25 protein-coding genes and 1 riboswitch are annotated in these 23,392 nt (G+C 48.7%); of the genes, 8 read left to right on the forward strand and 17 right to left on the reverse strand.

The window, feature by feature from the left end; genetic code table 11:
- Window positions 1-665 precede the first annotated feature (665 nt).
- The 5 genes from OCV37_RS18690 to OCV37_RS18710 all read left to right on the forward strand — a co-directional run bounded on the left by OCV37_RS18690 (window position 666) and on the right by OCV37_RS18710 (window position 5,208).
- Window positions 666-878: a cold-shock protein gene (locus OCV37_RS18690; protein WP_038177868.1), complete on the forward strand. Its 213-nt coding sequence runs from the start codon at window positions 666-668 to the stop codon at window positions 876-878.
- 244 nt (window positions 879-1,122) lie between these two features.
- Window positions 1,123-1,482 (forward strand): MerR family transcriptional regulator, encoded by a 360-nt coding sequence (locus tag OCV37_RS18695; protein ID WP_038178010.1) that lies wholly within the window; start codon window positions 1,123-1,125, stop codon window positions 1,480-1,482.
- 48 nt (window positions 1,483-1,530) lie between these two features.
- Window positions 1,531-2,106 (forward strand): NAD(P)H-dependent oxidoreductase, encoded by a 576-nt coding sequence (locus tag OCV37_RS18700; RefSeq protein ID WP_038177867.1) that lies wholly within the window; start codon window positions 1,531-1,533, stop codon window positions 2,104-2,106.
- Window positions 2,107-2,487: 381 nt separating this feature from the next.
- Complete coding sequence (locus OCV37_RS18705; protein WP_038177866.1) at window positions 2,488-4,119, forward strand: phosphoethanolamine transferase; 1,632 nt, start codon at window positions 2,488-2,490, stop codon at window positions 4,117-4,119.
- 348 nt (window positions 4,120-4,467) lie between these two features.
- A complete protein-coding gene (locus OCV37_RS18710) occupies window positions 4,468-5,208 on the forward strand; it encodes a hypothetical protein (RefSeq protein WP_038177865.1) in 741 nt (246 codons plus the stop codon).
- 205 nt (window positions 5,209-5,413) lie between these two features.
- On the opposite strand, the gene OCV37_RS18715 is transcribed toward OCV37_RS18710, so the two are convergent.
- From OCV37_RS18715 to OCV37_RS18780, 14 genes are read right to left on the reverse strand one after another with little or no spacing between them, the layout of a single operon-like run.
- Window positions 5,414-6,181: an ATP-binding cassette domain-containing protein gene (locus OCV37_RS18715; RefSeq protein WP_051680216.1), complete on the reverse strand. Its 768-nt coding sequence runs from the start codon at window positions 6,179-6,181 to the stop codon at window positions 5,414-5,416.
- Window positions 6,181-6,855, reverse strand: a complete 675-nt coding sequence (cbiQ, locus tag OCV37_RS18720; protein WP_038177864.1) for a cobalt ECF transporter T component CbiQ — start codon at window positions 6,853-6,855, stop codon at window positions 6,181-6,183. The genes OCV37_RS18715 and cbiQ overlap by 1 nt, the downstream gene beginning before the upstream one ends.
- The gene (locus tag OCV37_RS18725; protein WP_038177863.1) at window positions 6,839-7,123 is read right to left on the reverse strand and encodes an energy-coupling factor ABC transporter substrate-binding protein; all 285 of its coding nucleotides are present in this window, start codon (window positions 7,121-7,123) and stop codon (window positions 6,839-6,841) included. The genes cbiQ and OCV37_RS18725 overlap by 17 nt, the downstream gene beginning before the upstream one ends.
- Entirely contained in the window at window positions 7,120-7,860 is a 741-nt protein-coding gene (locus tag OCV37_RS18730; protein ID WP_051680215.1) for an energy-coupling factor ABC transporter permease, read from the reverse strand. The genes OCV37_RS18725 and OCV37_RS18730 overlap by 4 nt, the downstream gene beginning before the upstream one ends.
- A gap of 11 nt (window positions 7,861-7,871) precedes the next feature.
- Entirely contained in the window at window positions 7,872-8,669 is a 798-nt protein-coding gene (locus OCV37_RS18735) for a cobalt-factor II C(20)-methyltransferase (protein WP_211252017.1), read from the reverse strand.
- On the reverse strand, window positions 8,666-9,538 hold the full coding sequence (gene cbiK, locus OCV37_RS18740) for a sirohydrochlorin cobaltochelatase (protein WP_084717377.1): 873 nt from the start codon (window positions 9,536-9,538) through the stop codon (window positions 8,666-8,668). Before cbiK ends, OCV37_RS18735 begins: the two co-directional genes overlap by 4 nt.
- A gap of 4 nt (window positions 9,539-9,542) precedes the next feature.
- Complete coding sequence (cobK, locus tag OCV37_RS18745; RefSeq protein ID WP_038177861.1) at window positions 9,543-10,334, reverse strand: precorrin-6A reductase; 792 nt, start codon at window positions 10,332-10,334, stop codon at window positions 9,543-9,545.
- Window positions 10,331-11,056, reverse strand: coding sequence for a precorrin-3B C(17)-methyltransferase (locus OCV37_RS18750; protein ID WP_038177860.1), 726 nt, complete (start codon window positions 11,054-11,056; stop codon window positions 10,331-10,333). The genes cobK and OCV37_RS18750 overlap by 4 nt, the downstream gene beginning before the upstream one ends.
- Complete coding sequence (locus OCV37_RS18755; protein ID WP_038177859.1) at window positions 11,041-12,135, reverse strand: cobalt-precorrin 5A hydrolase; 1,095 nt, start codon at window positions 12,133-12,135, stop codon at window positions 11,041-11,043. Before OCV37_RS18755 ends, OCV37_RS18750 begins: the two co-directional genes overlap by 16 nt.
- Complete coding sequence (locus tag OCV37_RS18760) at window positions 12,122-12,889, reverse strand: cobalt-precorrin-4 methyltransferase (protein WP_038177857.1); 768 nt, start codon at window positions 12,887-12,889, stop codon at window positions 12,122-12,124. The genes OCV37_RS18755 and OCV37_RS18760 overlap by 14 nt, the downstream gene beginning before the upstream one ends.
- Complete coding sequence (locus OCV37_RS18765; RefSeq protein WP_038177856.1) at window positions 12,886-13,461, reverse strand: decarboxylating cobalt-precorrin-6B (C(15))-methyltransferase; 576 nt, start codon at window positions 13,459-13,461, stop codon at window positions 12,886-12,888. Before OCV37_RS18765 ends, OCV37_RS18760 begins: the two co-directional genes overlap by 4 nt.
- A gap of 44 nt (window positions 13,462-13,505) precedes the next feature.
- Complete coding sequence (locus OCV37_RS18770) at window positions 13,506-14,123, reverse strand: cobalt-precorrin-7 (C(5))-methyltransferase (protein WP_038177854.1); 618 nt, start codon at window positions 14,121-14,123, stop codon at window positions 13,506-13,508.
- Window positions 14,120-15,256, reverse strand: coding sequence for a cobalt-precorrin-5B (C(1))-methyltransferase CbiD (gene cbiD, locus OCV37_RS18775; RefSeq protein WP_038177853.1), 1,137 nt, complete (start codon window positions 15,254-15,256; stop codon window positions 14,120-14,122). The genes OCV37_RS18770 and cbiD overlap by 4 nt, the downstream gene beginning before the upstream one ends.
- Window positions 15,256-15,933, reverse strand: a complete 678-nt coding sequence (locus OCV37_RS18780; RefSeq protein ID WP_051680213.1) for a cobalt-precorrin-8 methylmutase — start codon at window positions 15,931-15,933, stop codon at window positions 15,256-15,258. Before OCV37_RS18780 ends, cbiD begins: the two co-directional genes overlap by 1 nt.
- 158 nt (window positions 15,934-16,091) lie before the next feature.
- Window positions 16,092-16,262: riboswitch (cobalamin riboswitch) on the reverse strand.
- Window positions 16,263-16,614: 352 nt separating this feature from the next.
- Here OCV37_RS18780 and cobA point away from each other — a divergent pair.
- Window positions 16,615-17,391, forward strand: a complete 777-nt coding sequence (gene cobA / locus OCV37_RS18785; protein WP_038177850.1) for a uroporphyrinogen-III C-methyltransferase — start codon at window positions 16,615-16,617, stop codon at window positions 17,389-17,391.
- Between the two features lie 16 nt (window positions 17,392-17,407).
- Here cobA and OCV37_RS18790 read toward each other — a convergent pair whose 3' ends face one another.
- Window positions 17,408-18,016 carry a histidine phosphatase family protein gene (locus OCV37_RS18790; RefSeq protein WP_038177848.1) on the reverse strand — a complete coding sequence of 203 codons (609 nt, stop codon included), beginning with the start codon at window positions 18,014-18,016 and terminating at the stop codon, window positions 17,408-17,410.
- A gap of 398 nt (window positions 18,017-18,414) precedes the next feature.
- Between OCV37_RS18790 and OCV37_RS18795 the strand changes: the two genes are divergently transcribed.
- A complete protein-coding gene (locus OCV37_RS18795; protein WP_051680211.1) occupies window positions 18,415-20,454 on the forward strand; it encodes a starch-binding protein in 2,040 nt (679 codons plus the stop codon).
- A 181-nt stretch (window positions 20,455-20,635) separates the two neighbouring features.
- Here the strand turns inward: OCV37_RS18795 and OCV37_RS18800 are convergent, their stop codons facing one another.
- Window positions 20,636-21,418 (reverse strand): NAD(P)H-dependent oxidoreductase, encoded by a 783-nt coding sequence (locus tag OCV37_RS18800; protein ID WP_038177847.1) that lies wholly within the window; start codon window positions 21,416-21,418, stop codon window positions 20,636-20,638.
- 88 nt (window positions 21,419-21,506) lie between these two features.
- Here OCV37_RS18800 and OCV37_RS18805 point away from each other — a divergent pair, with 88 nt between their 5' ends.
- Window positions 21,507-22,412 carry a LysR family transcriptional regulator gene (locus tag OCV37_RS18805; RefSeq protein ID WP_038177845.1) on the forward strand — a complete coding sequence of 302 codons (906 nt, stop codon included), beginning with the start codon at window positions 21,507-21,509 and terminating at the stop codon, window positions 22,410-22,412.
- A gap of 87 nt (window positions 22,413-22,499) precedes the next feature.
- Here OCV37_RS18805 and OCV37_RS18810 read toward each other — a convergent pair whose 3' ends face one another.
- A complete protein-coding gene (locus OCV37_RS18810; protein ID WP_315973428.1) occupies window positions 22,500-23,387 on the reverse strand; it encodes a PhzF family phenazine biosynthesis protein in 888 nt (295 codons plus the stop codon).
- Window positions 23,388-23,392: the final 5 nt, after the last annotated feature.

Here is a 23,392-nt window from a genome sequence, read left to right on the forward strand (position 1 = left end):
CGTAATTCATCCCCTCTGAGTATCAACATCCATTTTTATTTAAACACTAAATTTATATACATATACTGTCATTTTTGGTGACAGCCACATCCCAAACATTCATCTTTTCAGGATGAATCATTCACCTAAACAGATAAAAATGAGACTATTTAATGGAAGATAAAGAAGAAGTTGCTACAGGCGTTGTATAACGAAATGACTCGAAAGAAAACTAAGAAGATACTCGAACTATATGTTTCATTAATAGCCCACGTTTAGGAGCTGGAAGCACTATACACTCATTACAGCAAATAGATAGTGATTTTCTGCTTTTTCTAATGGCAGCCAATTTTTTTCTGAAGCGAGAGAATAACGCCGAACACAAGTAATAATAAAAGCCCATGTATATCAACTCATTAGGCTTCACGGTGTTGTAAATCTGAGCATATTGAAAGGCAATAAAAAATAAAACGAGAAAAAGATAGCCTTTGGTCATTTTATCTGTATACTGCTTATCAGCTCTTAAGAAAAGAGCTATTTATTTACTTTAAGATCAAATTTCTCTCGGTTCTACATCGATTTTTTCGTTTGCGTACCTACGATAAAATATATATCTCTAAAATAGATAATAGCGCTTATTAGCTAACAACATTTAACATTAAAAATTATCAAATATAGAGGTATCTATGTCTAATAAAACAACTGGTTCAGTCAAATGGTTCAACGAAACGAAAGGCTTTGGTTTTATTTCTCCAGATAACGGTGGTGATGACGTATTTGTTCATTTCCAATCAATCGTATCGACTGGTTTCAAAACACTGAACGAAGGCCAAAAAGTATCGTTCGTTGTTGAACAAGGTCAAAAAGGATTACAAGCAGCACAAGTGACTGTAATGTAATACTTGATGTGGCATCAGCGTTTGTTGATGCCACAAAATTTAAACCTAGTTTTTCTCTTAACTCCTTCTTCACTTCCTTTAGCAAAATAATTCATTTCACAGATCGATTCTCTCACAAGTAAAAAACTATCGTATAAAACACTCGCGCTCCAGCGCATTTTTGCAATGATTTGACTTGCCTTTCCATTATGATATGCAACAATTCTTATCAGTCATTAAATGTTTAGAGAACAAGGAGATAGATGTGTTCATCAATGAAGCATCAAAACAATCTGGCGCAACTCAGCGAGCAATAAGATTGTATGAATCTCTCGGACTATTGAATGTTTCCAGATCAGGGAAATATCGTGTTTACAACCAACAGCACATTAGCCTGATCAAAATCATTAAAGAGGCACAAACTCTTGGGATTCAGCTCTCCGACCTAGTCGCCTTAAAAAGTGAGCAAGAAGACTTAGATTGGTCATTAGTGAGCGACTTTCTCGTTCAGCAGCAAGAAATCGTTGAAGAAAAAATAAAAGCGTTAGAGATACAGAAACAGCGAATTGCAGATTATCGTATTTCGATTAATCAATGTATACGAGGGGTTGACTCTGACCTTTAGGTCAGAGTTTAAACTACCGCCCTTGACCCAACAAGGAGCAATCAGATTATGAAAAAAGTTCTAGTCATCAATGCGAACCCCAAATCTAGCAGTTTTTGTAAGTCTTTAGCTGAAAAATATACATCCATTGCGGCAGATAAACATGACGTTGAACAAGTCCACATTGGTGATTTGAATTTCGAAACCAGTTTAAACGAAGGATATGATCAAATAGCGACATTAGAGCCTGATTTGTTAGATTTTCAGAAAAAAGTTCAATGGGCAGAACATATTGTCATTATTAGCCCGGTTTGGTGGGGAACAATACCGGCAAAATTCAAAGGTGCAATTGATCGAACCTTTTTACCCAGTTTCGCATTCAAATATTCAGAGGGAAAATCAATTCCTCAAAAGTTATTAAAAGGGCGCACATCTGAATTGATCATTACTCTCGATACCCCATCTTTTTGGTACAAATTTATCTATGGCAACCCGATATATAAGCAGTTAAAGCATGCTATTTTGGACTTTTGCGGAATTAAAAATACGACTTCAACGTATTTTGGTCCGATGATGAGCTCGAGTCACAAGCACCGGGAAGCTTGGCTGAATAAAACAGCACAGTTAGCAAGCAAAATTAAGTGACTGTCCTCGTGCACTAACCTTTAACAACACCATGCCATGATTGCGAATCGAGTCTTCATGGCGCGGTGGTTATTTTATATCCATACCGTCGAATACACCACATCACCTCACCCAGCCATTCGGAACCCCTTACTATTTCTCCCTAAAAATCAATATGATTGTGACACCTTTAGTCTCATCAAAATGGCGATAACCGAGTCATACCAATACGACTCCAAGTGAATATCATTCTCAGTTATGTGTAATTTTTGCGTGACATATCACACTTTTAGATATACCGTTACGCAACTTTTCATCTGGAATCGACTCATAGGTAACTGAGCCGTGCCAATGAGTGCTGCAGAAATTTCTCAGTGATCCTGACTAACAAGCCATGACAAAATGAAAATAATAAATAATATTAAACAATTTAAGTTCTCTTATCATGCAATCACAATCATCATTGCTATTTATTTCGCTGTTATTTTAAATTTACCAGTTTATAAAGCACTGCATGAGATATTTAATCAACTGGATGCAGTCGATACTGGATTCATTATTTCGATTCCATTCTTTTTCACCTTCGCTTTAACCATTATTTTTAGTCTGTTTTCATGGCCCAAAATAACAAAGTTGTTCTTTTCCATTCTGCTTTTGACCTCAAGTCTTGTCAGTTATGCCACCTATAATTATGGCACGATATTCAGCGCAGAAATGATAGAAAACTTTATTGAAACTAACGTCGGTGAGGCCTCTTCTTACCTTAGTTTCAGGTCGGTGTTCTGGTTTATCGGTCTGGGCGTACTGCCAACCGTATTGTTAATTTTAACGCCCATCAAACACGAAAAAATACTGCCTTTGATTGCGAAAAAATTAGGGGTTATGTTTATATCCGGGCTGGGTATTATCCTGATTGCCTCCGCATATTATCAAGATTATGCATCGATCGGCCGCAATAATGGATATATCAAACGGATGATTATTCCGACGTATTACATTAATGGTATTGTCGAATATATTCATCAAAACTATTTTTATAAACCATTACCTTATGTCCATATTGGACTGGATGCCAAACAAACAGTAGTCCCCGGACAAAAGCCGTCACTGGTTGTATTTATTTTGGGTGAAACCGCCAGAACATACAATTATCATGCAAATGGCTACCCAAGGCCAACCACCCCATTCACCGATGCACTGAACGTTATCTCCTACCAACACGTCGCTTCTTGCGGTACGGCAACTGCGGTTTCGGTTCCCTGCATGTTTTCCCGGCTCGACAGGAAAAATTATAATGAGCAACGAGCCTACCATCAGGACAATCTGCTCGACGTATTGAAAAGAGCGGGTATCGATATTTTCTGGAAAGAGAATGATGGTGCCAGCAAAGGGATCCCGAAACATGTGAAATATCAGGAACTGAAACGGAATTCTCACGATCCGCTATGCAGTCTCGCCGGGTGTAAAGATATGGCTTTGCTCAATGATTTCGAGCAGGATGTCAATGCATTGCATGGCAACCGCTTAGTGGTGCTCCACTTAATCGGCAGTCACGGGCCCGCCTATTTTCAACGTTACCCAAAAACGTTTGCTTACTTTAAGCCGGATTGTCAGCGGGATGATATCGAAAACTGTACGCCTGATCAGCTCATGAATACTTACGATAACACCATTCGCTACACGGACTACGTTGTTGCTCAAACGATCACCCGGTTAAAGCAGCTCTCTGATCGATATAATACCGCCCTGATTTATCTCTCCGATCATGGCGAATCACTCGGGGAAAATGGTATCTACCTGCATGGTTTACCCTACTCAATCGCACCGAAGGAACAAAAACACGTCCCGTTGATGGTGTGGCTGTCAGAGGGATATCGGACCGCGCAGCATCTTGATGAATCCTGCCTGAAAAAACAGGCTCAGACTGCTCAGGTATCACAAGATAATCTGTTTGATTCACTGCTTGGTGCACTCAATGTATCCACGCAACTTTATCGCCCCGGAAAAGATATTTTTACCGCTTGTCGCGGATAAGCCCGGGCCATTCAAGTTCAGTCACCCCCAAATCAGAGCAGGTTACAACCCTGCTCTGAACATTCATGGTCGCCTGAACCTCATCTGTCATCATTTTCCAGTGGCTGTCAATGAGGTCATGTCTCTCGGCTCACAGACAGAAATCTCGCTGACCACTACATATACAATAAAAGCATCATCGAATGTGTCTCACTGCATCGTCCGGACTCACACCCGGACTCACGAATGTTGTTAATGCATTGTTATTTTAATTATTGTTAGAAATGATTAGATTAAAATTTATATGGTATAGTGTGTCGGCACTAACATATTTCAAGTTTTCAATCATGAGCAGGTAGAAGAACTGTTATGTCTAAAGATACATTTAAAACCAGTCATAAGTTTACATTCAAAACCAAAACGATTGAGGGTGATAACTCTTCATATTCATCGTTTAATTCTCAGAACGGTGAGCCTTCTGCTCTTCAGGATTCATATCAGTTTCAATGGCAGGGTGATAAACCTTCAACAAAAGAAGAAGCAATCGCGCTTGTCAAAGAACAATTCAGAGCGCAGGGGGTGCATGATGCCCCGCCAGAACTGGTTGAGGTCATGGCTTCCAGCATACTTGGTGACCAGGTTTCTCAAAATATTATGGGTGACTTTTATAACCAATTAATGAATGAAGCCGAAGAAGGGAAAGTCAGAATTATCTCTGATCCCAATAAACAATATTCAGAAGAGGAAGCCCGACAATTAGTCGAACAACAGTTGGCTCAGCAAGAGATTTCAATATCGGATGGAGACTTCAATCGGCTGATCTATGCCCTTGTGAATAAGCCAGCTGATGCGGACTTTTCGTCAGATATGCACACGACTCATGATGCCAATGACAGAAGCAGATTCCGTTATGATGGTCATAGCGACAACAGCAGTGCATGGTTTGAACCCAGCCCAAGAAAAAGTCAGACTAAAGCACCCAAAACCGCTTCACATTCAATGAGGAAAAAAAGGAAAGCCGGGACAAACCGACTCTCCGATAAAATCCTGAAAATTATCGTGGTGATTTTTGTTATAGTAGGTGCACTCAAGCTCATTTCTATCATGTAACAGGTTGATTTTAAATTTTATCTTCCCCCTTACAAATAGCACGAAATGGCAAAACACCTGCTCTGTTTTACGGTCTGCTAAACGCCGTGCCAGATCCGTCGGCTTCACCGCTATATCGTGAGCTTCACCGCTATACCGTGAAAAGCCTGATTCGAAAAATGTCGATTCAGGCTTTTTGATTTTAGTGGCGATGTTCAGGGGAAACTCACTCTTCTAAAGGAATTCCCCACTCCTGATACATTTTGATCCGCCACGGCTGCGTCAGGCCGATCCTCTCCATCTCGGCCTGATCAAGGAAAACGGTGGCAGGTTTTCCTGCGTTCACCACCTTGCCCTCAGCCATCACATACACGTAATCACACAGCTCATATATCAGATTGATATCATGACTGGACATCACCACATGTTTACCGAGTGCCGCAAATGTCTCAATCAGAGATTTCATCTGACGCATCCCGGCGGGATCCAATCCGGCGGTGGGTTCATCCAGCAACAGATACTGACTGTCCAGCACCAGTGCTCCGGCAATCGCGACCCGTTTTTTTTGTCCGTAGCTGAGAGACTGAACCGGCTGATGGATCAGACGCTGTCCATCCACCAGTGACAGGGCTTGGTGAACACGTCGCTGAATCTCCGTTTCATCCACTCCCAGATTTCTTAAGCTAAATGCAATATCATCAAACACATCGGTATAAAAGATTTGCTGATCCGGCTCCTGAAACACCAAAGTGACACGCTGACGATGTTCAAACAGCGCTTTTTTAGTGTATGTCAAAGGCTGCCCCTGCCATAAAACCTGACCGTGAGCGGGCTGATATAAGCCAAGTAACAGTTTAAATAACGTTGATTTGCCACAGCCATTGGCCCCGACCACCCCGACGACAGCATGTGCCGCGAAATCCATCGTCACCTGCTTGAGCACCGGCGAATCATCTTCATAAGCAAAACCCATCGCCTGAACCGATAACGTCATCAGAAAAACTCTCCTTGATATAGCTTCACCGCAAGGGATACTTTCATTTGCTGATGGCGCAGCAACACGCGTTGCAAAAGCATCCCCGCCAACAGCGCCAGAGATTTCAGCCAATGACGATAGCGGATATAACCAAAACGCAGCGTCTGGGCGGTAAAAATAGCGTGCGCTTCTTCAATCAGGATAAAAATGAACCGGTAAGTCAGCAGTACCTGTTCAATCACCACCAAGGGCAAGCGAGTGGCTTTCAGCAGCCGGATACACTGATTGAATGGCGTCGAGACCACAAAACAGCAAGTGGCCGCCATTGAACATAAACAGCGCATCAAAGTCTGTTCAGCCATCCCCCACAGTTCACGGCTGACCCCGACAAACCCGTCAGCCACTGGCAGACTGATGATCAACCCGTCCGGGCTTGGATGATAGGTCAGCACCATTGCCATGATGCTGAGCAGCACAAAACCAACCGGCAACCGCAGCCAGCGCAGGTACTGCCTGAGCGGGATCCGGCCACCGATACAGGTTAAGCCTGTCAGCAACGACCATAGCCCCCATTGATAGACGACCGGCAGTGTCAGGGCCAACAACAACGAGAGAAGGTAAAGCCCGCCTTTGTAGATTGGTGACACACCAACCCACCGACTCCGATAGGCATATTTATCGATCAGTAGCATGACGACGCCGACGCCCTTGATAAAAGCCAAGAATGTAAAAAATCACCGCCGAGCCAAGCGAGCCTTGTAATGTAAACAGCAAGCTTTCAATCTCACCACTGGCCGGTTCAAATATCGGTTCAATCCACGGCTGATAATCCGGCGCAATCTCACTAATCACCGAGGCCGCCTGACCATCTGAGCCACCAAAGTCACCCGTAACGCCAAACACGAACGGCATGATAACCAGCAAGCCGACCAACAACAGTATCAATCCATTCTTTTTCATCTCAGCGCACCTTGTGTTGCTCCGAGCAATCCTCGTTGATTGAGTTGCTCATAAATCAATACCGTCAGTAACCCTTCGGCAATCGCAATGGGCAGTTGTGTCAGCAGAAAAACTCCCATGAATTTACTCACCGAGGCCATCAGCCCGAGCTGCGGATCCGGGAATGCCAGTCCGAGCTGAACAGAAGTCACCCCATATGTGGCAAGATCCGCTCCGGCAGCACACAGAAACACCGCAATCTCTTTTCGGCAGTGAAGTCGGTTCGCCGCCACCCACACCCCATAACCAACCAAAGGCCCGATGACAGCCATCGACATACCATTGGCCCCCAGCGTAGACAGCCCACCATGCGCCAGTAACAAAGCCTGAAACAGCAGTACAATGCCACCGAGCAGCGGCACCACCATCAAGCCGAACAGAATCACCGCCAGACCGACACCGGTCGGGTGAGAGCAACTGCCCGTCACCGAAGGCAGCTTTAACGCTGACAGGACAAAAATGAATGCGCCGCACAACGCCAGCAGTACCTTTTTATCGCTGTCATTGGCGACCAGATGCTTGACTTTTCTGATACTCAACATCAAACAGGGTAAAAAGAATACCCACCAGCTCAACGCCCATACCGGTGGCAGAAAGCCTTCCATGATATGCATGGCATTGGCATTGTTCGGAAACATCAACAACGTCATCGCCCCGAGCAATATCCCGGCAGGAATGCGGAAAAATGAAGAAAACATACCTTTGTTCCTTATGTGTCGTTTGATACCAGAGTGAACGAGCGTCGCCGATTGACGAGAATGGTTGAAAAATAAGGGAGTCGGCTCCCCGTCCCGTCCCCCGGTTCAATCGCGCTCAGGTCAGGGTAATAGCTCTCGTTGTCCATTGACGCATTGGCCATCAGAATCGCGCATGACAGCAATCCCAACTCAGCCAATAAGGTGCGGATGGTTTCAAATCGCCCGTAGACTTTCATCAACACCACACATTCATGCTCATTCAGAGCACGACGCAACACGTCTTCATCAGCGGTACAAGACACAACCGCCATCGATTGTTGTTCCATACACAGCGGGAACTGCGCCCGGGCAGCAATTGCAGCAAACGATGTAATCCCCGGCACCACTTCAATCTCAACATGCGGGGCAAGGCGCTCCAGTAAAAACACCCAAGTACTGAACAGCATGCTGTCACCCAGCGTGATAAAACCAACCTGCTTGCCTGCGGTAACATCTTCGGCCATCTCTGCGGCAATGTGATCCCAGACCTGACGCTTCGCCGCGTCATCACGAGTCATCGGGAAATGACGCGCTTTGATGACCACTTGCTCCCCCAGATACTCACGCACAATGGACAGCGCAAGGCTATCCCCCTCCCGACGGCCAGCCGGGGCGTACAACACATCAAGATGCCCCAGAATCCGGGCCGCACGGACAGTGATTAAGTCACTTGCGCCCGGGCCGGTGCCCATTGCAAATAGCTTTCCACGATTGTTTAACATCCCGCCATTGTTTAACGTCCCACCATTGTTTAACTTTCCATCACTCATGCGACTGACTCCTTAACAGGTCGTGACGTCATGACGGATGGTTGAACCGTTTGCGGCGTCTGGCTTGCTGCTCCCGATGCCTGTGCAGTCATCTCTGAAGATGAAACCGCCGCTAAATGGTCAATAAATAACTGACGAATCAGCGGATTTTCACCCAAACCCTGCACAATCGGCTCGGCGACAATGCCGGCTTGCTGGATCTGAACTTTCCATGAATCCGGGTCATCGGATGCCATATCATGAATGGCGTGATCTCCGGCAACCAGCATCAGCGGCATCAGATACACTTTGCGCACCTGCGCCTGCTGTAGCCGGGCAATCAGGGTATCGATGCCCGGATAACTTTCCACCGCGCCGACCATAAAAGGTCGCTGACGTGCCTGCAGCATATGATCGAGGCAGGCATAGGCCGCAAAGGCATGGTGAGTGGTGCCATGCCCCATCAACACCAAGCGTTCATCCGCGGCAAGTGGTGGCGACTGATGTTCAAGCGCATCAATCAAGCGCTGATAGTCATCTTCATGGCTGAGCAGCGGCACACCAACTTCGAGACGCGCAAACTGATCTTTGCAATCTGCCACTTCCCGGACGATTTTTTCATATTCGTCTCCGTTGATAATATGCAGTGACTGAATCAATACATCCTGATATCCGGCCCGTTGCAGCGCCGCCAATGCCTGACGCGGCTGATCAATGACCAGACCGTCCCGCTGCGATAACTTCTTGATGATCATCGATGAAGTAAAAGCCCGGAAGAAATCCCGGTCGGGAAATGCATTGGCCAAAGCTTGTTCACACGCCTCAATATTTTTTTGCCGTGCTTGCGGATAACTGGTTCCGAAACTAATCACTAGCAGTGCTTTTTTCATCACATCATTCCTTCTGTTGCCACGAGCAAAACAGCGCTTCGCACGCATCAAGATCGTGTAACGTTTCAATATAGTGGGAGACAAAACGCTGGGGCGGTCGTCGAATCACAATACAAGGGATACCGAGCGCAAGACACGGTTGCACTTTTTCGGCAAAACCACCGGCCTGACCGGACTCTTTGGTGATGACCACATCAGGCTGAATCATCTCGTACAGCGCGTGATTCATCGCCGCAGGGAAAGGGCCTTTCATCGCGATAATTTGTGCATAATTCAACCCGAGGGATTCACATTCCGCCACCACGGCTGCGGTCGGCAAAACGCGGGCATACACCGTTTTATCACTGAGTTGCTGACAAAACCGGGCGAGGTCTTTACTGCCGGTGGTCAGCAAAACTTTCTGCTGTGTCGGGGTGATCTGGTCACAGGCGTCCGCAATACTGTTGACCTTGATAAGTAACGGATGCGTGCCAAACTCAACCGGCATCGGTCGCTCATAACGAATCACCGGACACCCGGTTTTCAGACTGGCCGCAACGATGGTTTCCCGCAGTTGCTGCGCATAAGGATGGGCGGCATCAATCACACAATCGACCTGATGTTCGCATATCCAGCGACGCATTGTGTCGGCATCCAGCCGGCCCTGAATCACCGGTGCTGTCAACGACTGCACCGCAGCCAGACCGGTCGGAGTTGCCACCGATAAGGTATAGCGGATCCGGGCTTGTTCCAGCATCCGGCACAGTGTCACTGCATCGGACGTACCACCGAACACCAGCACATGCGCAGGGCTCATAATGTATACCCTCGCGGGGTAATCATCAGGCCTTGTTCAATGTAGGTTGACTGATTGCCGACAATCACCATGGTACGCATATCAACCCGTTCAAAATCCATTTCGGCAAAGGTGGTCAGCCATTGGGTTTGTTTGCGTCGCCCGGCTTCTTTGACGACACCGACCGGCGTATCCGCTGTTTTGTGGGGCGACATTAATTCAAACGCATGACGCAAGTGCCCTTCCCGTCCGCGGCTCCGCGGGTTATAAAAACAGATCACGAAGTCTGCTTCAGCGGCAGCACGGATGCGCTTCTCAATCACCGGCCACGGTGTCAGCAAGTCACTCAGACTGATATGACAGAAATCATGCATCAGCGGTGCGCCCAGTGCTGCACCGGCGGCGATACTTGCGGTCATACCCGGGACAATTTTCACTTCAACATGCCACGTCTGTTTGGTCACCATTTCCAGAATCAAACCCGCCATGCCATAAATCCCGGCATCACCACTGCTGATCAAAGCGACGATTTTGCCCGATTGGGCGATTTCAAGAGCCACCTGACACCGCTCAATCTCTTTACACATCCCGGTTTTAATCACCGGTTTGTCACCGACCAAGGCTTTAACAAGATGGGTATAGGTTTTATATCCGACAATCACGTCTGCCGCTTCAATGGCAGCGCGGGCTTCTGCGGTCATCATTTCCTGACCACCGGGGCCAATTCCTACGACATATAACATGTTTTTATGACTCCATAGGTCAGCGTAATACCTTGTTGTTTAAAGGGGTCGCCCAATAGACAGCCGTCACTGAGCAGCCAGGCGACCGGTTGAGACACACAGCCGACACCCACCGTCTGCCGGACAAATTCCGATTGGGTAAAGCGCCCCGCACAGGTGCTTAAATCGGCGGCACTGAACACTTTAAATGGCACCTGATATTGCTGCGTCAGCTGTACAATCGCCGGTTCATCGGCTTTATGGTCAATACTGCCAATCGCGGCCAGCGCAAGCGGATGCATGTTGAGATGTTGCAGTTGTTGCTGAAAGCACGCGGATAGTCGTTCAGAAGCGATGTTTTTTCGACAACCAATACCGGCCACCAGCCGTTTCGGGATCAACTGAAAACTGGGGATCGGCCAGTCAGGCCGCGTGTGTTGCATCGATACATCGATCAAGGCGGACAATTGACCCCGGCCAACCTCTTGCTCAGTCACCACGGTTAAGCCGCGAATATCAAACTGCTGAATCTCAAAGCCGAGGGTAGCTTCAAGCCACGGGTCAATATAAATTCCGACATCATGACCGCTAACCAGCAGTTGGTTGATGGTTTTGCTTGCCACCCGAAACTGCGCACAGGCCGCATTGAGCTGCTGCGCCAACACATCAAAAGCACAGGTTTGATTGACATCGGTTGCCGTCGAGATCACCGGCTGTGCGCCAATGCTTCCGGCCACCGTCCGGGCCAGTTCATTCGCGCCCCCGATATGCCCCGACAAGACACTGATGACATGTTGCCCTTGTTCATCGATCACCAACACAGCCGGGTCGGTAAATTTGTCTTTCAGGAGCGGCGCGATCATACGCACCGCGATGCCACAGGCACCGACAAAAATCAGGGCGCTGTCACAGTCAAACCGCTGTGCCACGGTCTGCTTTAGTGTGCCGTCAAAGGGCAGAAAATCGCTCTGAAGATACTTTTCAGCGCAGTAACAAGTTATCGACAGTGTCGGCAGAGCCTGACGCAGACGCCGGGCAATACGCTGTCCGCCCGGGGTCAGGCTAAACAGTGAGACGACGTGACCATTAACGGTATTCATGACTAAACGCCGCATCATAAAGTTTGGAGTAGTGGTATTCTTCTCCCAAGAAGCGGCCGACCAGAATCAGCGCTGTTTTTTGAATCCCGGCATCGTTCACCGTTTGCGCAATATCGGCCAGTGTACCTTTGAGAATCTGACAGTCAGGCCAAGTGGCTTTATATACCACCGAGACCGGTGTCTGTACCGGATACCCGCCCAGCACCAGTTGCTCAACCACCGCATCAATGCCTTTAACTGACAAGAAAATTGCCATAGATGTCTGATGACCGGCAAAGCGTATCAGCGATTCCAGTTCAGGGGTCGGCGTCCGCCCAGCCATGCGGGTTATAATAAGGCTCTGCGACACTTCCGGCACCGTGTATTCGACGCCAAGTTCCGCCGCCGCACCGAGAAAAGAAGACACCCCGGCAATACAGCAAAAACCAATCTGCTGTTTTGCAAGTTCTTCGCCCTGTTCGCGAACCGAGCCATACAAAGATAAATCACCGGTTTGCAGTCTCACCACCAGCTGATTGTGGCGAATGCCATCCACCATCAGTTGAATAATCTGTTGCAAATGTAAGGACGCACTATCATGGCATGCGGCTTCCGGTTTACAGTAGTCGAGCAACGCCGGATTAATCAGTGAACCGGCATAAATCACCACATCCGCCTGCTGCAACAAACGATAACCTTTGAGGGTCATCAGTTCAGGGTCACCGGGACCGGCCCCCACAAAGTAGACTTTACTTTTGTCCGGTATCTCGGTCATTGTTGACTCCCTTTGGTAGACTTAGTACACGAAATCACAAACGTGGGATTATTGGGTTTGAAGTAGTAACTGCTCCCCAGCGGGGTCAGCGGGGACACCATGATCTGCGTACAGTCCAGCTCCCGGATCGGGCAGTGATTGAGGTGTTCTAACGCCTGATGCAGATTGCCTTGCAGAATAAATGTCATCACCAACCGGCCTTGCTCCGTCAAATGAGCCAGTGCCCAGTCAATAATCGCCGTGAGATTCCCCCCACTGCCCCCGATAAACATCGCATCGGCCACTATCGGGAGTTCACAAGGCGCCGTAGCCTGCACCAGCGCAACCCGCCCGACATCGTGGTGCCTGAGATTTTGCTGCATAACTGCAATGGCATGGCTATGCTTTTCAATCGCGGTCACCATCAATTGAGGAAAACGCAGCGCCGCTTCAATAGCAACACTTCCGGTTCCGGCACCGACATCGACAAACCGCTGCGCCTGACCGAGTGCTAAACGATCCAACACCACAGCACGGACTTCCTGCTTGGTCATCGGTACTTTATCGGCCCTTAGAAATTGACTATCTTTCATCGTTTCCTCTTACATTCAGTCACTTTGATTCAACCTGTTTTTGTTCAGAACATGCGTTCAGGGGATTCATTGAGAACAACGAGCACATTCATGTCATAGTTCCGCTGCACCTGCGCTGCCTGCAACATCGAAATCCGCTGGTCGGCATAACCCAGATTTTCACCAATAATGAATGTCCGTTTCAGCTGGCGGACCAGCGCTTGCTGCGCGATGCGATACGGCCCGAGATATTGGTCGGTCACTAACGCAACTTTGTCGTGTGCGAACAGAAAGTCAAAATCCGGTGACTGACCATGACTGCTGGTGATGTAGAGATCGTTCATATCCATGCCGATTTCAGCAAACAGCATCTGAATCGAACTGATCCCGGGGACGACTTGCCTTTCATCGGGCGAAAAATGCTGGCAGATCCGTTTGCCGATCCCAAATAACATCGGATCCCCAGAAGCGAGCACCACGACCTGACGCGAAGCAAGTGCCGCCAGAGATTGCATCATGGCGTCGATACTGCCCGACATCGCTATCCGCTCCCCCTGAAAATCAGGGAATAGGCGCAATAATCTCGGCCAGCCGACCAACACCTCAGCCCGTGTAATCAACTGACGTGCCGCAAGCGTTAACATGTCCTCCCGCCCGGGGCCGGTGCCGACGACATAAATCATTGGTAATCCTCCAGAATGGCATCAATCGGTCGCTGCGAGCCTAAGATCTGATGGTCATAAGAAAACAGCACCACATCACACTTCAACGGATGACTGGCATAGCGCAGCATGTCTGCGATCCGCGTGCAGATCCGCTGCGCCAGCGCGGTATACACCGCCTGATAGCCATCCTGTTCAATCAATGCCAGCGCTTCTTCGGTGGTCGGACAGGCATAAACCTGTTGCAACAAAGCATTCGGTGCCCCCAGCAACGCCAGATGAGTGACCAGCGTTTCCATCCGGGCATCGGCAATATGCGAATGGGTATGAAAAACACCGGCGGCAATCTTAATCAGTTTGCCGATATGCCCGACCAGCAAAACTTGTTCAAATTCGAGACGATTGGCCTCTTGCAGCATGTAGCCGACAAAATTACTCATGGTCACGACCATTTCATGATTCAGATGCAGTTGCTGACGCACGAACCGCTCGCCATGATTGCCCGGGACCAAAATGACCCGGCGGTGTCCCTGTGCTTTTTTCTGCTCCAGCGCAATGGCTAACGAACGTTTCCAGCTCTCTTCAGACATCGGCGTCACAATCCCGGTAGTGCCGATGATCGAAATCCCGTTTTCAATCCCCAGCTTGGCATTGTAGGTTTGCCGGGCTCGCTCAATCCCTTCCGGGGCGAAAATCTCGACCGTTACGCCTTGATTCGGCCCGATGACCTCACGAACCGCCTGTTCAATGGTATGCCGCGGGGTTTTATTGATTGCCGCACTGCCGACCGGTAAACCAACCCCTTGCCGTGTCACGGTGCCGATACCTGCCCCGCCGATAATCTCAATCGCGGTTCCGGGATGGCGGCTCACCCGGGCGAAGATCAACATCCCGTGGGTGGCATCGACATCATCCCCGCCATCTTTGCGAATCGCGGCAACCGCTTCGGACTCGGCAACAGAGGCTTGTTCCACGCTCAGATGCAGAGACACACCGGAAGGTGTCACAATAGAGACTTGATGAATCAGTTGCTGACGCAGCAACATCAGCGCTGCCACTTTCGCTGCCGCGGTCGCACACGAGCCGGTGGTATAGCCCTTGCGATAAGCTTTCCCACGGTGCCAGATAAGATCCTGAAGTGCAGGTTCGGTCATCACGCCTCCTGCATGTGATACAACACCGCATTGACAATCGCGGCAGCGACATTGCTGCCGCCTTTGCGTCCGAGGGCTGTAATGAAAGGAAAATCGCTGTCGTACAGGGCTTGTTTCGATTCAGCCGCGCCGACAAAGCCTACCGGGACACCGATGGTCACAGGCCGGTTTGCACCGGCACTCTGCAGCAGCTGAAACAGTGCGGTCGGGGCATTACCGAACACAAACACCGCGTTTTCAGTTTCCGCCAATGCCTTGTCAACTGCGACCATCGAACGGGTTTTACCTTGTGCCTTGGCCGTCGCTGCCACATCCGGGTCGGCAATATAGCAACGCACCTCACAGCCAAACTGACGTAACAGGGATTTATTCATCCCGGCCAGCACCATGGTCGTGTCGGTATAAAACACACATCCGGCGGCAATCTGACCCGGTAAATCCGTCAACACCGTAGGGGAAAATTTCAGTATCTCCAGCCAGTCAAAATCGGCGGTCGTGTGAATCGCCCGGGTCATGATTTTTTTCTCAAGCGGATGATGAAAACGATAGGCCGGAAAATCGGTTTCAATGATCTGATCAATGATCTCGAAACTGGTCGCTTCAATTTGCTGCGGCTGTTGAATAAAAGGTTGCGGGGGCTGACTTGTTGTCTGACCTGAGTTGGCGTTCGCTTTCATAAACCATCAATCACTCTTAACTAAGAACCGTTGAACCCAGTCTTATTGCACCAAGACGGGTTGAACCAAGTTCGTTTTACGGGTGAATTGCGGGTATGAAGCAACTGTCTTCAAATCGACGATTTGAAGACTGCACCTTACTCGCTTCCCACCGAAGGAGTTACGGCATTGCTTCGACTCGTCTTCTGACTTAGCGTCAACCTTCCTGATCCCTTCCCGTTTACACAGTGGTTTGATCAGGTCGTCAGCATTACAGCAGCGGGGGCTGTGGAGGAATTGCACCTCACTTCCGATTTGATATCCCAATCACCGCCACATCGCATGAACCATGCGAGTCGAACACAGGCGGCAAGCCCTGACAGCCAGCACTTTCGCGCTGTATTTTCCAGGGGCTGAATATCAAATCATCATCAAAGCAATGATATTTATTCGTATGAACACACTGACAGAACAGGCTCAGATTGCATTGATAATCATCAATGTATCGTCACATAATCGCAGTAGTGCCGATTGTTCACAGATCGATTTCCCTTCGCCCAAAAATATTCATCTGTAGCCGATAAACCCCTGTCTGGATCAACGATCTTTTCTGACGGGCAGTGTTCAATAAACGAAAAGTTCAATAAACGAACGTTTAATAAGCGTAACGGTCACTCCGACCAATGAATATGAGGTAAAACGATGAAAGGCAAAGTATGGTTGGTGGGCGCCGGGCCGGGCGATCCGACATTGCTGACCGTGAAAGCACTTTACTGCATTCGTCAGGCCGAAGTGATCGTCTATGACCGTCTGGTCAGTGATGAGATTTTGCAGGAAGCGCCATCCCACTGCAAAATGGTTAATGTCGGCAAATTGCCTCATTATCATCCCATTCCTCAGGATGATATCAACGACTGCCTGATCCAGTTTGCGTTGCAGGGCCACAATGTGGTGCGTTTGAAAGGCGGCGATCCTTATGTGTTCGGTCGCGGCGGCGAAGAAGCCGAAGCACTGGCAGCATTCGATATTGCGTTTGAAGTCATTCCCGGCATCAGTTCAGCGATTGGCGGACTCGCCTATGCCGGGATTCCGGTCACGCATCGTGATTGTGCGTCGTCTTTTCATGTGGTCACCGGCCATTTGCAACAGGGCAAAGATCCGCTCGACTGGACACAGTTTTCCAGACTGGACGGGACGCTGGTGATTCTGATGGGCATGAGCCAAATCAAACACATCTGTCAACGGCTGATGGATGGCGGTAAACCGCTCAGTACCCCGGCGGCTGTGGTTCGTTATGCCAGCCGGGACAATCAGCAAGTGGTCACCGGCACTGTTGCCAATATTGCCCAGCGTGTAGAAGAAGCTCAGATCAAATCTCCCGCATTGATTGTGATTGGCGGTGTTGCGGCAAAACATGCCACGCTTTCGTTTCAGGCGACTTGTCGCCACATCAGCGAGCTGGCTGAGTTGATAGAATAAGGGGAAGCCGCCCTCTTCATACCGTTAGCGGACATGCGATGCTGTTCACGGTCAGATAGGCCTGTCCCTGATAGCGGTTGAGGGTGAGATGCGTCACACTCTGGTTCGGAATCGCCAGCCCGGTGTACCACTGCGGGTTGCGCCAGTCCAGCCCGAGTACATGCGCCAGTATGTAGCGAATCGGCCCGCCATGGGCAATGATCAAAGTATCATGCTGGCACTGTTCAAGCAGGGCTTCCCACGCTTCAGTCACTCGAGCCACGCCGTGGGCCAATGGTTCAGCCTCCGGCAAAGGGGCATGCGCCGGATCCGCCCAGAACTGTTCTAAGGTCTCCCATTCGTCTTGCAACGCATCAAACGGCACCCCGTCAAACCGACCGAAATGCTGCTCTTTGAACCGTTCATCTACCGTTAAATTCAGGGCCGGATTCAATGCCGTTAATTGTTCTGCCAAATCGCGGCAACGTGATAACGGCGAGCTATAGATGGTCTGAAACGGATACTGGCTCAGTAAAGCCCGTGCCATCGTTTGTTGGGTCACTTCATCGACACGGGCATCCGTATGTCCGTTCAGCGCCGGTTTGCCTTCGGTTTTCCCGTGTCGCAGCAAATATAAGTGAATCATCTGGTTTCCTTGAATCTCCGAGGATCCCAGCATAGCAATTTCTGCAAAAAGTACACTCGATTTTCAGAATGGAACAGCGCAGCTATTGTTGCAACAACCAACCTTCCTGAAATGAATTTGTGATCAGTTCAATAGTTCGGATGAATATTTCATCCGGTTGCATGATTCTCATCCCTAATTCGGTGACGATTCGCACAGAACAGACGGATCATACCATTCTACGCCTGCCGCATTCCTCCCGGTCATTTGAACAGGTGGAGGAGCACTCCGCCATGATTTGTTTCTATGCTAATGCGTGTTGATGTGTCGCCCCGTGAATTTTCAAACGATTGCGAGGCATGTTGACGAAACATGTTCACGAAACAATAAATACAAACTGAAATGGTTAGGATGAGAATATGAACAACAAATTATCGACCGGAATCATGCTATGCGGCTGCCTGTGGGGGCTCTCTCCCGCCTATGCACAAGATGCACCTAAAACCGCTTTTGTTCATTTATTTGAATGGCATTGGTCTGACATTGCGACCGAGTGCGAAGACTTTCTGGGGCCGAAAGGGTTTGCGGCCGTCCAGATTTCGCCGCCTCAGAAAAGCATCGATAAAGCGGCATGGTGGTCTCGCTATCAGCCCGTGAGTTACCAGTTTGATAACCGCAGTGGTAACCGCGAGCAGTTCAAAGATATGGTCAGTCGCTGTAAAGCGGCAGGCGTTGATATTTATCTCGATGCCGTGATCAATCATATGGCCGCGTTAAACCGTAGCTTCCCCGATGTGCCTTATGGCCCCAACGATTTCCACACCTGTACCGACAATATTAATTACGGGAATCGCTGGCAAGTGCAAAACTGCGATTTGGTCGGCCTGAATGACTTAAAAACCGAATCAGACGATGTGCGGCAAAAAATTGCGGACTATATGAATGATGCCATCAGTATGGGGGTTGCCGGTTTCCGAATTGATGCTGCCAAACATATTCCGGCAGGCGATATTGCTGCGATAAAAAGTAAACTCAACGGCAATCCATATATCTTTCAGGAGGTGATTGGCGCAGGCGGTGAGCCGATCCAGCCCTCAGAATATATTGGCAATGGGGATGTCACAGAGTTTAACTTTGCCCGTACCCTTGGCAGCAAATTTAAAAACGGCCACATCAATGAGCTGAAAGCGTTGAATCATTGGAGCGGCTGGCTCCCCAGCGAAGATGCCGTTGTATTTGTCACCAATCATGATGATGAACGCACCAATGCCAGCAACGAGCTGACCTATAAAGACCAAGGCAATTTATACATGCTCGGCAATGTGTTCATGTTGGCCTACCCTTATGGCTATCCGAAAATTATGTCCGGCTATCAGTTTAATCACAGTGATGATGCACCGCCGGCGACTGGTGTCCACTCAGGAAATGCCTGCCGCTTGAATGGCGGTGACTGGATCTGTACCCATCAATGGCGCGGTGTTGCCAATATGGTTGCCTTTCGCAACGTTACCGCCACGCAGCAACAAGTTACTCACTGGTGGGACAACGGTAGCAATCAGATCGCGTTCGGCCGTGGCGGACTTGGGTTTGTGGTCATTAATCGCAGTGATACCGCGGCACTGGACAAAACGCTGAATACCGGCATGCCTGAAGGGGACTACTGCGATATTATCTCCGGTAATTTTGACCCGAATCATGGTGCGTGCAGCGGCAATATCATTCACGTCGATAGTCAGGGTAACGCCACATTCCATGTCCCTTTGCAAAATGCAGCAGCGATTCACATGGGGACGAAAATCGATGGCGGAACACCACCACCGCAACCGAATGAACCCGTTCCTGCAACAGCAGTGAGTGCTCAGGCGATCTGCTACTACGACCACAATACCGCGTTGAATAGCCCCACCCTTTATTATTGGAACGTCGAGCCGATCGGCGCATTACAAGCCACCACTTGGCCCGGGGTCGCGATGACGAAAAATGGTGACTTTGCTTGCTTTGAACCCGGAGTCAGGCTCACAGCCGTGAATGTCATTTTCTCGGATCAGGGTGCCTCTAAAACTGTTGATCTCACCACACAGTCCGGTACTTGTTACTTCAACGGCAACTGGCAATCGCTGAGTGAATGTGGCTTCACCATTCAATCCGGAGATAACGGCAATCCTACGGTGCAGAATAACAAAATTTGTTATGACAACCGGCAGCACTTTAATCAGCCTTATCTCTATTTCTGGAATGTCAAAGCAGCCTCTCCTGTCAATGCGGTATCGTGGCCGGGTGTCGCCATGACGAAGGAAAACAACAGCTATTGCTATGATTTTCATCAGGAACTCACTTCCCTGAATGTAATTTTCAGTGACAATGGCAGCCGCCAGACCAGCGATTTATCGGCAACACCACCGAAGCTCTGTTATCAAGCCAGTCAGTGGCAGGATATGACGGTATGTAGTACCAATTAAGCCACACGCACTATCGGTCCGGGAGAAAATGAAGCCGCTGTCAGGGCTGTTTGCAAATGATGATCCGTATGGGTGATCCGCGAGCCGCGTTTGCGGCTCGTTTTGGGTTGGGGAATTTAAACTTAAATGACAACCTGCGAGCCGGGTGACACAAGGAGCGTAACCGGCACGCATCCCCCAGTTAACGCTGATCGATATGAGCAGAAAAACCGCTTAATTGTGGATTCATCTCTGATTTCAACGTTAAGGACGGAATATCATAAGCCCCGCCATTTTGAGTAAGGTAAGCAATCGGATCGGCTGTTGCTAAGCTATCCAAACGCGCCTCTAACTCCGCACAGGTTTGTTGAAACCGAGCCTCATTCATGGCTCCGACCCGGTACATCACATAAGGGGGTAAGACTTGAAAGCCGGGATAAAATAATATCCCGTGATGGATCGGAAACAAAATGTCATCAATCGGTCCGTTGACGCCCCGTGCGCTGTAGTGGGATTCCCAACCACCGGCTGTCACAACTAACATCGCGCGCTTGCCAGATAAGCGCCCTTCTCCGTAGCGATCGCCCCAATGGGTGTCAGAGTGCTCGCCATATCCATAAGCAAAACCATAGGCATAGACTCGTTCAAACCAGCCCTTCATGATCGCCGGCATGGAAAACCACCACAACGGAAACTGGAAGATGACATGGTCAGCCCATAATAATTTTTCTTGTTCATTAGCAATATCAAGCGATTGAGTGCCACTTTCATAAGCATGTTTCGAATCGAGTGACGGGTGAAATGGTTCCGATGGGTCTTTGGATAACACATCGTGCCGGTCCAGAACTGCTTTCCAGTTCATCTCATATAAGTCTGATACTTGTACCGAATGGCCGGTGGCTCGTAAGTGATCAACCATGTGAACTTTTAACGCATGATTCAGGGACTGGGACTCCGGGTGTGCATAAACAATCAAGATGTTCATCGAATAACTTCCTCAGATAAGTAGGTGATTCATCTTAGGAATACATCTGCTATAGTTGAAATTAATTTCTACAATAGCTGTTATTAATATGGTTAATGTCAATACTCTCGATCTGAACTTACTCCGAACATTAGATGTGCTGTTAGCAGAGCATAATGTGACTCGTGCGGCTGAACGACTCAATTTATCACAGCCATCTGTCAGCGTTCATTTGAATAAATTGAGAACGCTATTTCACGATCAATTGCTGATCCCAAGCTCAAGAGGTATGCGGCCAACCGCCTTTGCAGAAGAGATACGGCTCCCGCTTCGAGAGGCGTTATCTGCGATAGAAACAGCATTACATCACTCGTTAACCTTTCATCCTGAACAATTCGACAAAACATGGAAACTCGCCGCTGCTGACTACGCAGAACAGGTTGCGATTCAGCCGATGATGAACCGGATTTTAGGGATGTCATCACATTGCCGTTTATCGATCAGTCATATGATCCCCGAACGCCTGCCGCAACAGTTAGAACGGGGGGAAATCGACCTTGCTTTTCACTTACGGGAGGATTCATTGAGCACCCTGAAAAGTCGGACTGTGCTGAAAGAAACATATGTTTTAACCGGAAGACGCAATCACCCGATGTTGCAAGACACCATTGATTTACCTTGCTTTTGCCAACTCTCTCACGCGATTGTTTCACCGAATGGCGGGGGTTTTGTAGGAGTAACCGATGAGATTCTCAGGCAACAGGGACAGCACCGGAATGTGGTTCTTTCGGTGCCGAATTTTCAGTCGCTTATCACGGCGTTAAAACAATCAGATTTAGTCGCTTTAGTTCCTGCAAGGTTAGCCGTGAATGATCCCGAACTGACAACCATTGCAGCCCCGATTGATTTACCGGCATTTGAACTCGTCATGCTGTGGCATGCGCGTTCGCACCATGACCCGGCACATCAATGGCTAAGAAATCAATTTTTATCCAGTCACATTCCCTCTGACTGATGAGCGAATATTTAACAGCGGGGATGTTCATTCTGGGTGAAGCTGGTTCACAATGAATGATGACATCTTCACGACAGACAAAACAGGTTATACAGAGATTGTTTGTACCCCAAATGCTTGCGCAAACCCACCGACCAGCACCTGAGTAATCCCTGACTCGTCTGACTCAACAAGCGCTGTAATTCTTGAGCAACTGCCCATTGCCCGGCCTTGTTCGAAAGTAAAAGCGCAAGAATGTCCCGCATATACGTGTTTGGTTAAATAACATGCCAGTGCACCACTGGCACTCCCCGTCGCTGACTCTTCTGGGATCCCGACAGCAGGCGCAAAATTTCTGCACTTTGCGGTAAATTCACTATTTGCCTCACATAACTCAAACACATGTATCCCGGTAACCTGATGCTGCTGTGAGAAATCGCAGAGTAAAGCGTGATTGACTTGGATGTGATTGAGGTAACCGTGCGGGAGCGGCACAATAATATCCGGCAACCCGGTCGAGAGAATTTCAATGGGTAATCCGGTTGATGCTAACCGTGCCGCATCAATACCGATTAACGGAGAGATGTCCTCGTAATCAAGCAATTTGATATATTCAGGTAAATTCTGCTGCATCACAACGTGACCATCCGGTTCGATCATCACACCGAGCAATCCCGCTTTTGTTTTTTGCGTGTATTGCCCTGCGCTCAGTAATCCTCTTTGATACATCGTTGAAAACGTGGCTAACGTGGCATGCCCGCAAAAGTCGACTTCTTCGGTTGGAGTAAAGAACGATACTTCAAAATCGGCTTCACGCGCTTGTGAATGACCTTGTGAAGATACAACTTGCGAAACAAATGCCGTCTCGGAATAGCCGACAGCTTGTGCGATGGTTAACTTTGCTTGATCCGACAGGCCATCAGCATCCAAGACCACACCCGCAGGGTTCCCACCGCTGCCATTTTCAATAAAAGCGTTCACCAAAATCACTTCCACGTTAT

Source organism: Vibrio rhizosphaerae (genome assembly GCF_024347095.1).
Classification (GTDB): Bacteria; Pseudomonadota; Gammaproteobacteria; order Enterobacterales; family Vibrionaceae; genus Vibrio; species Vibrio rhizosphaerae.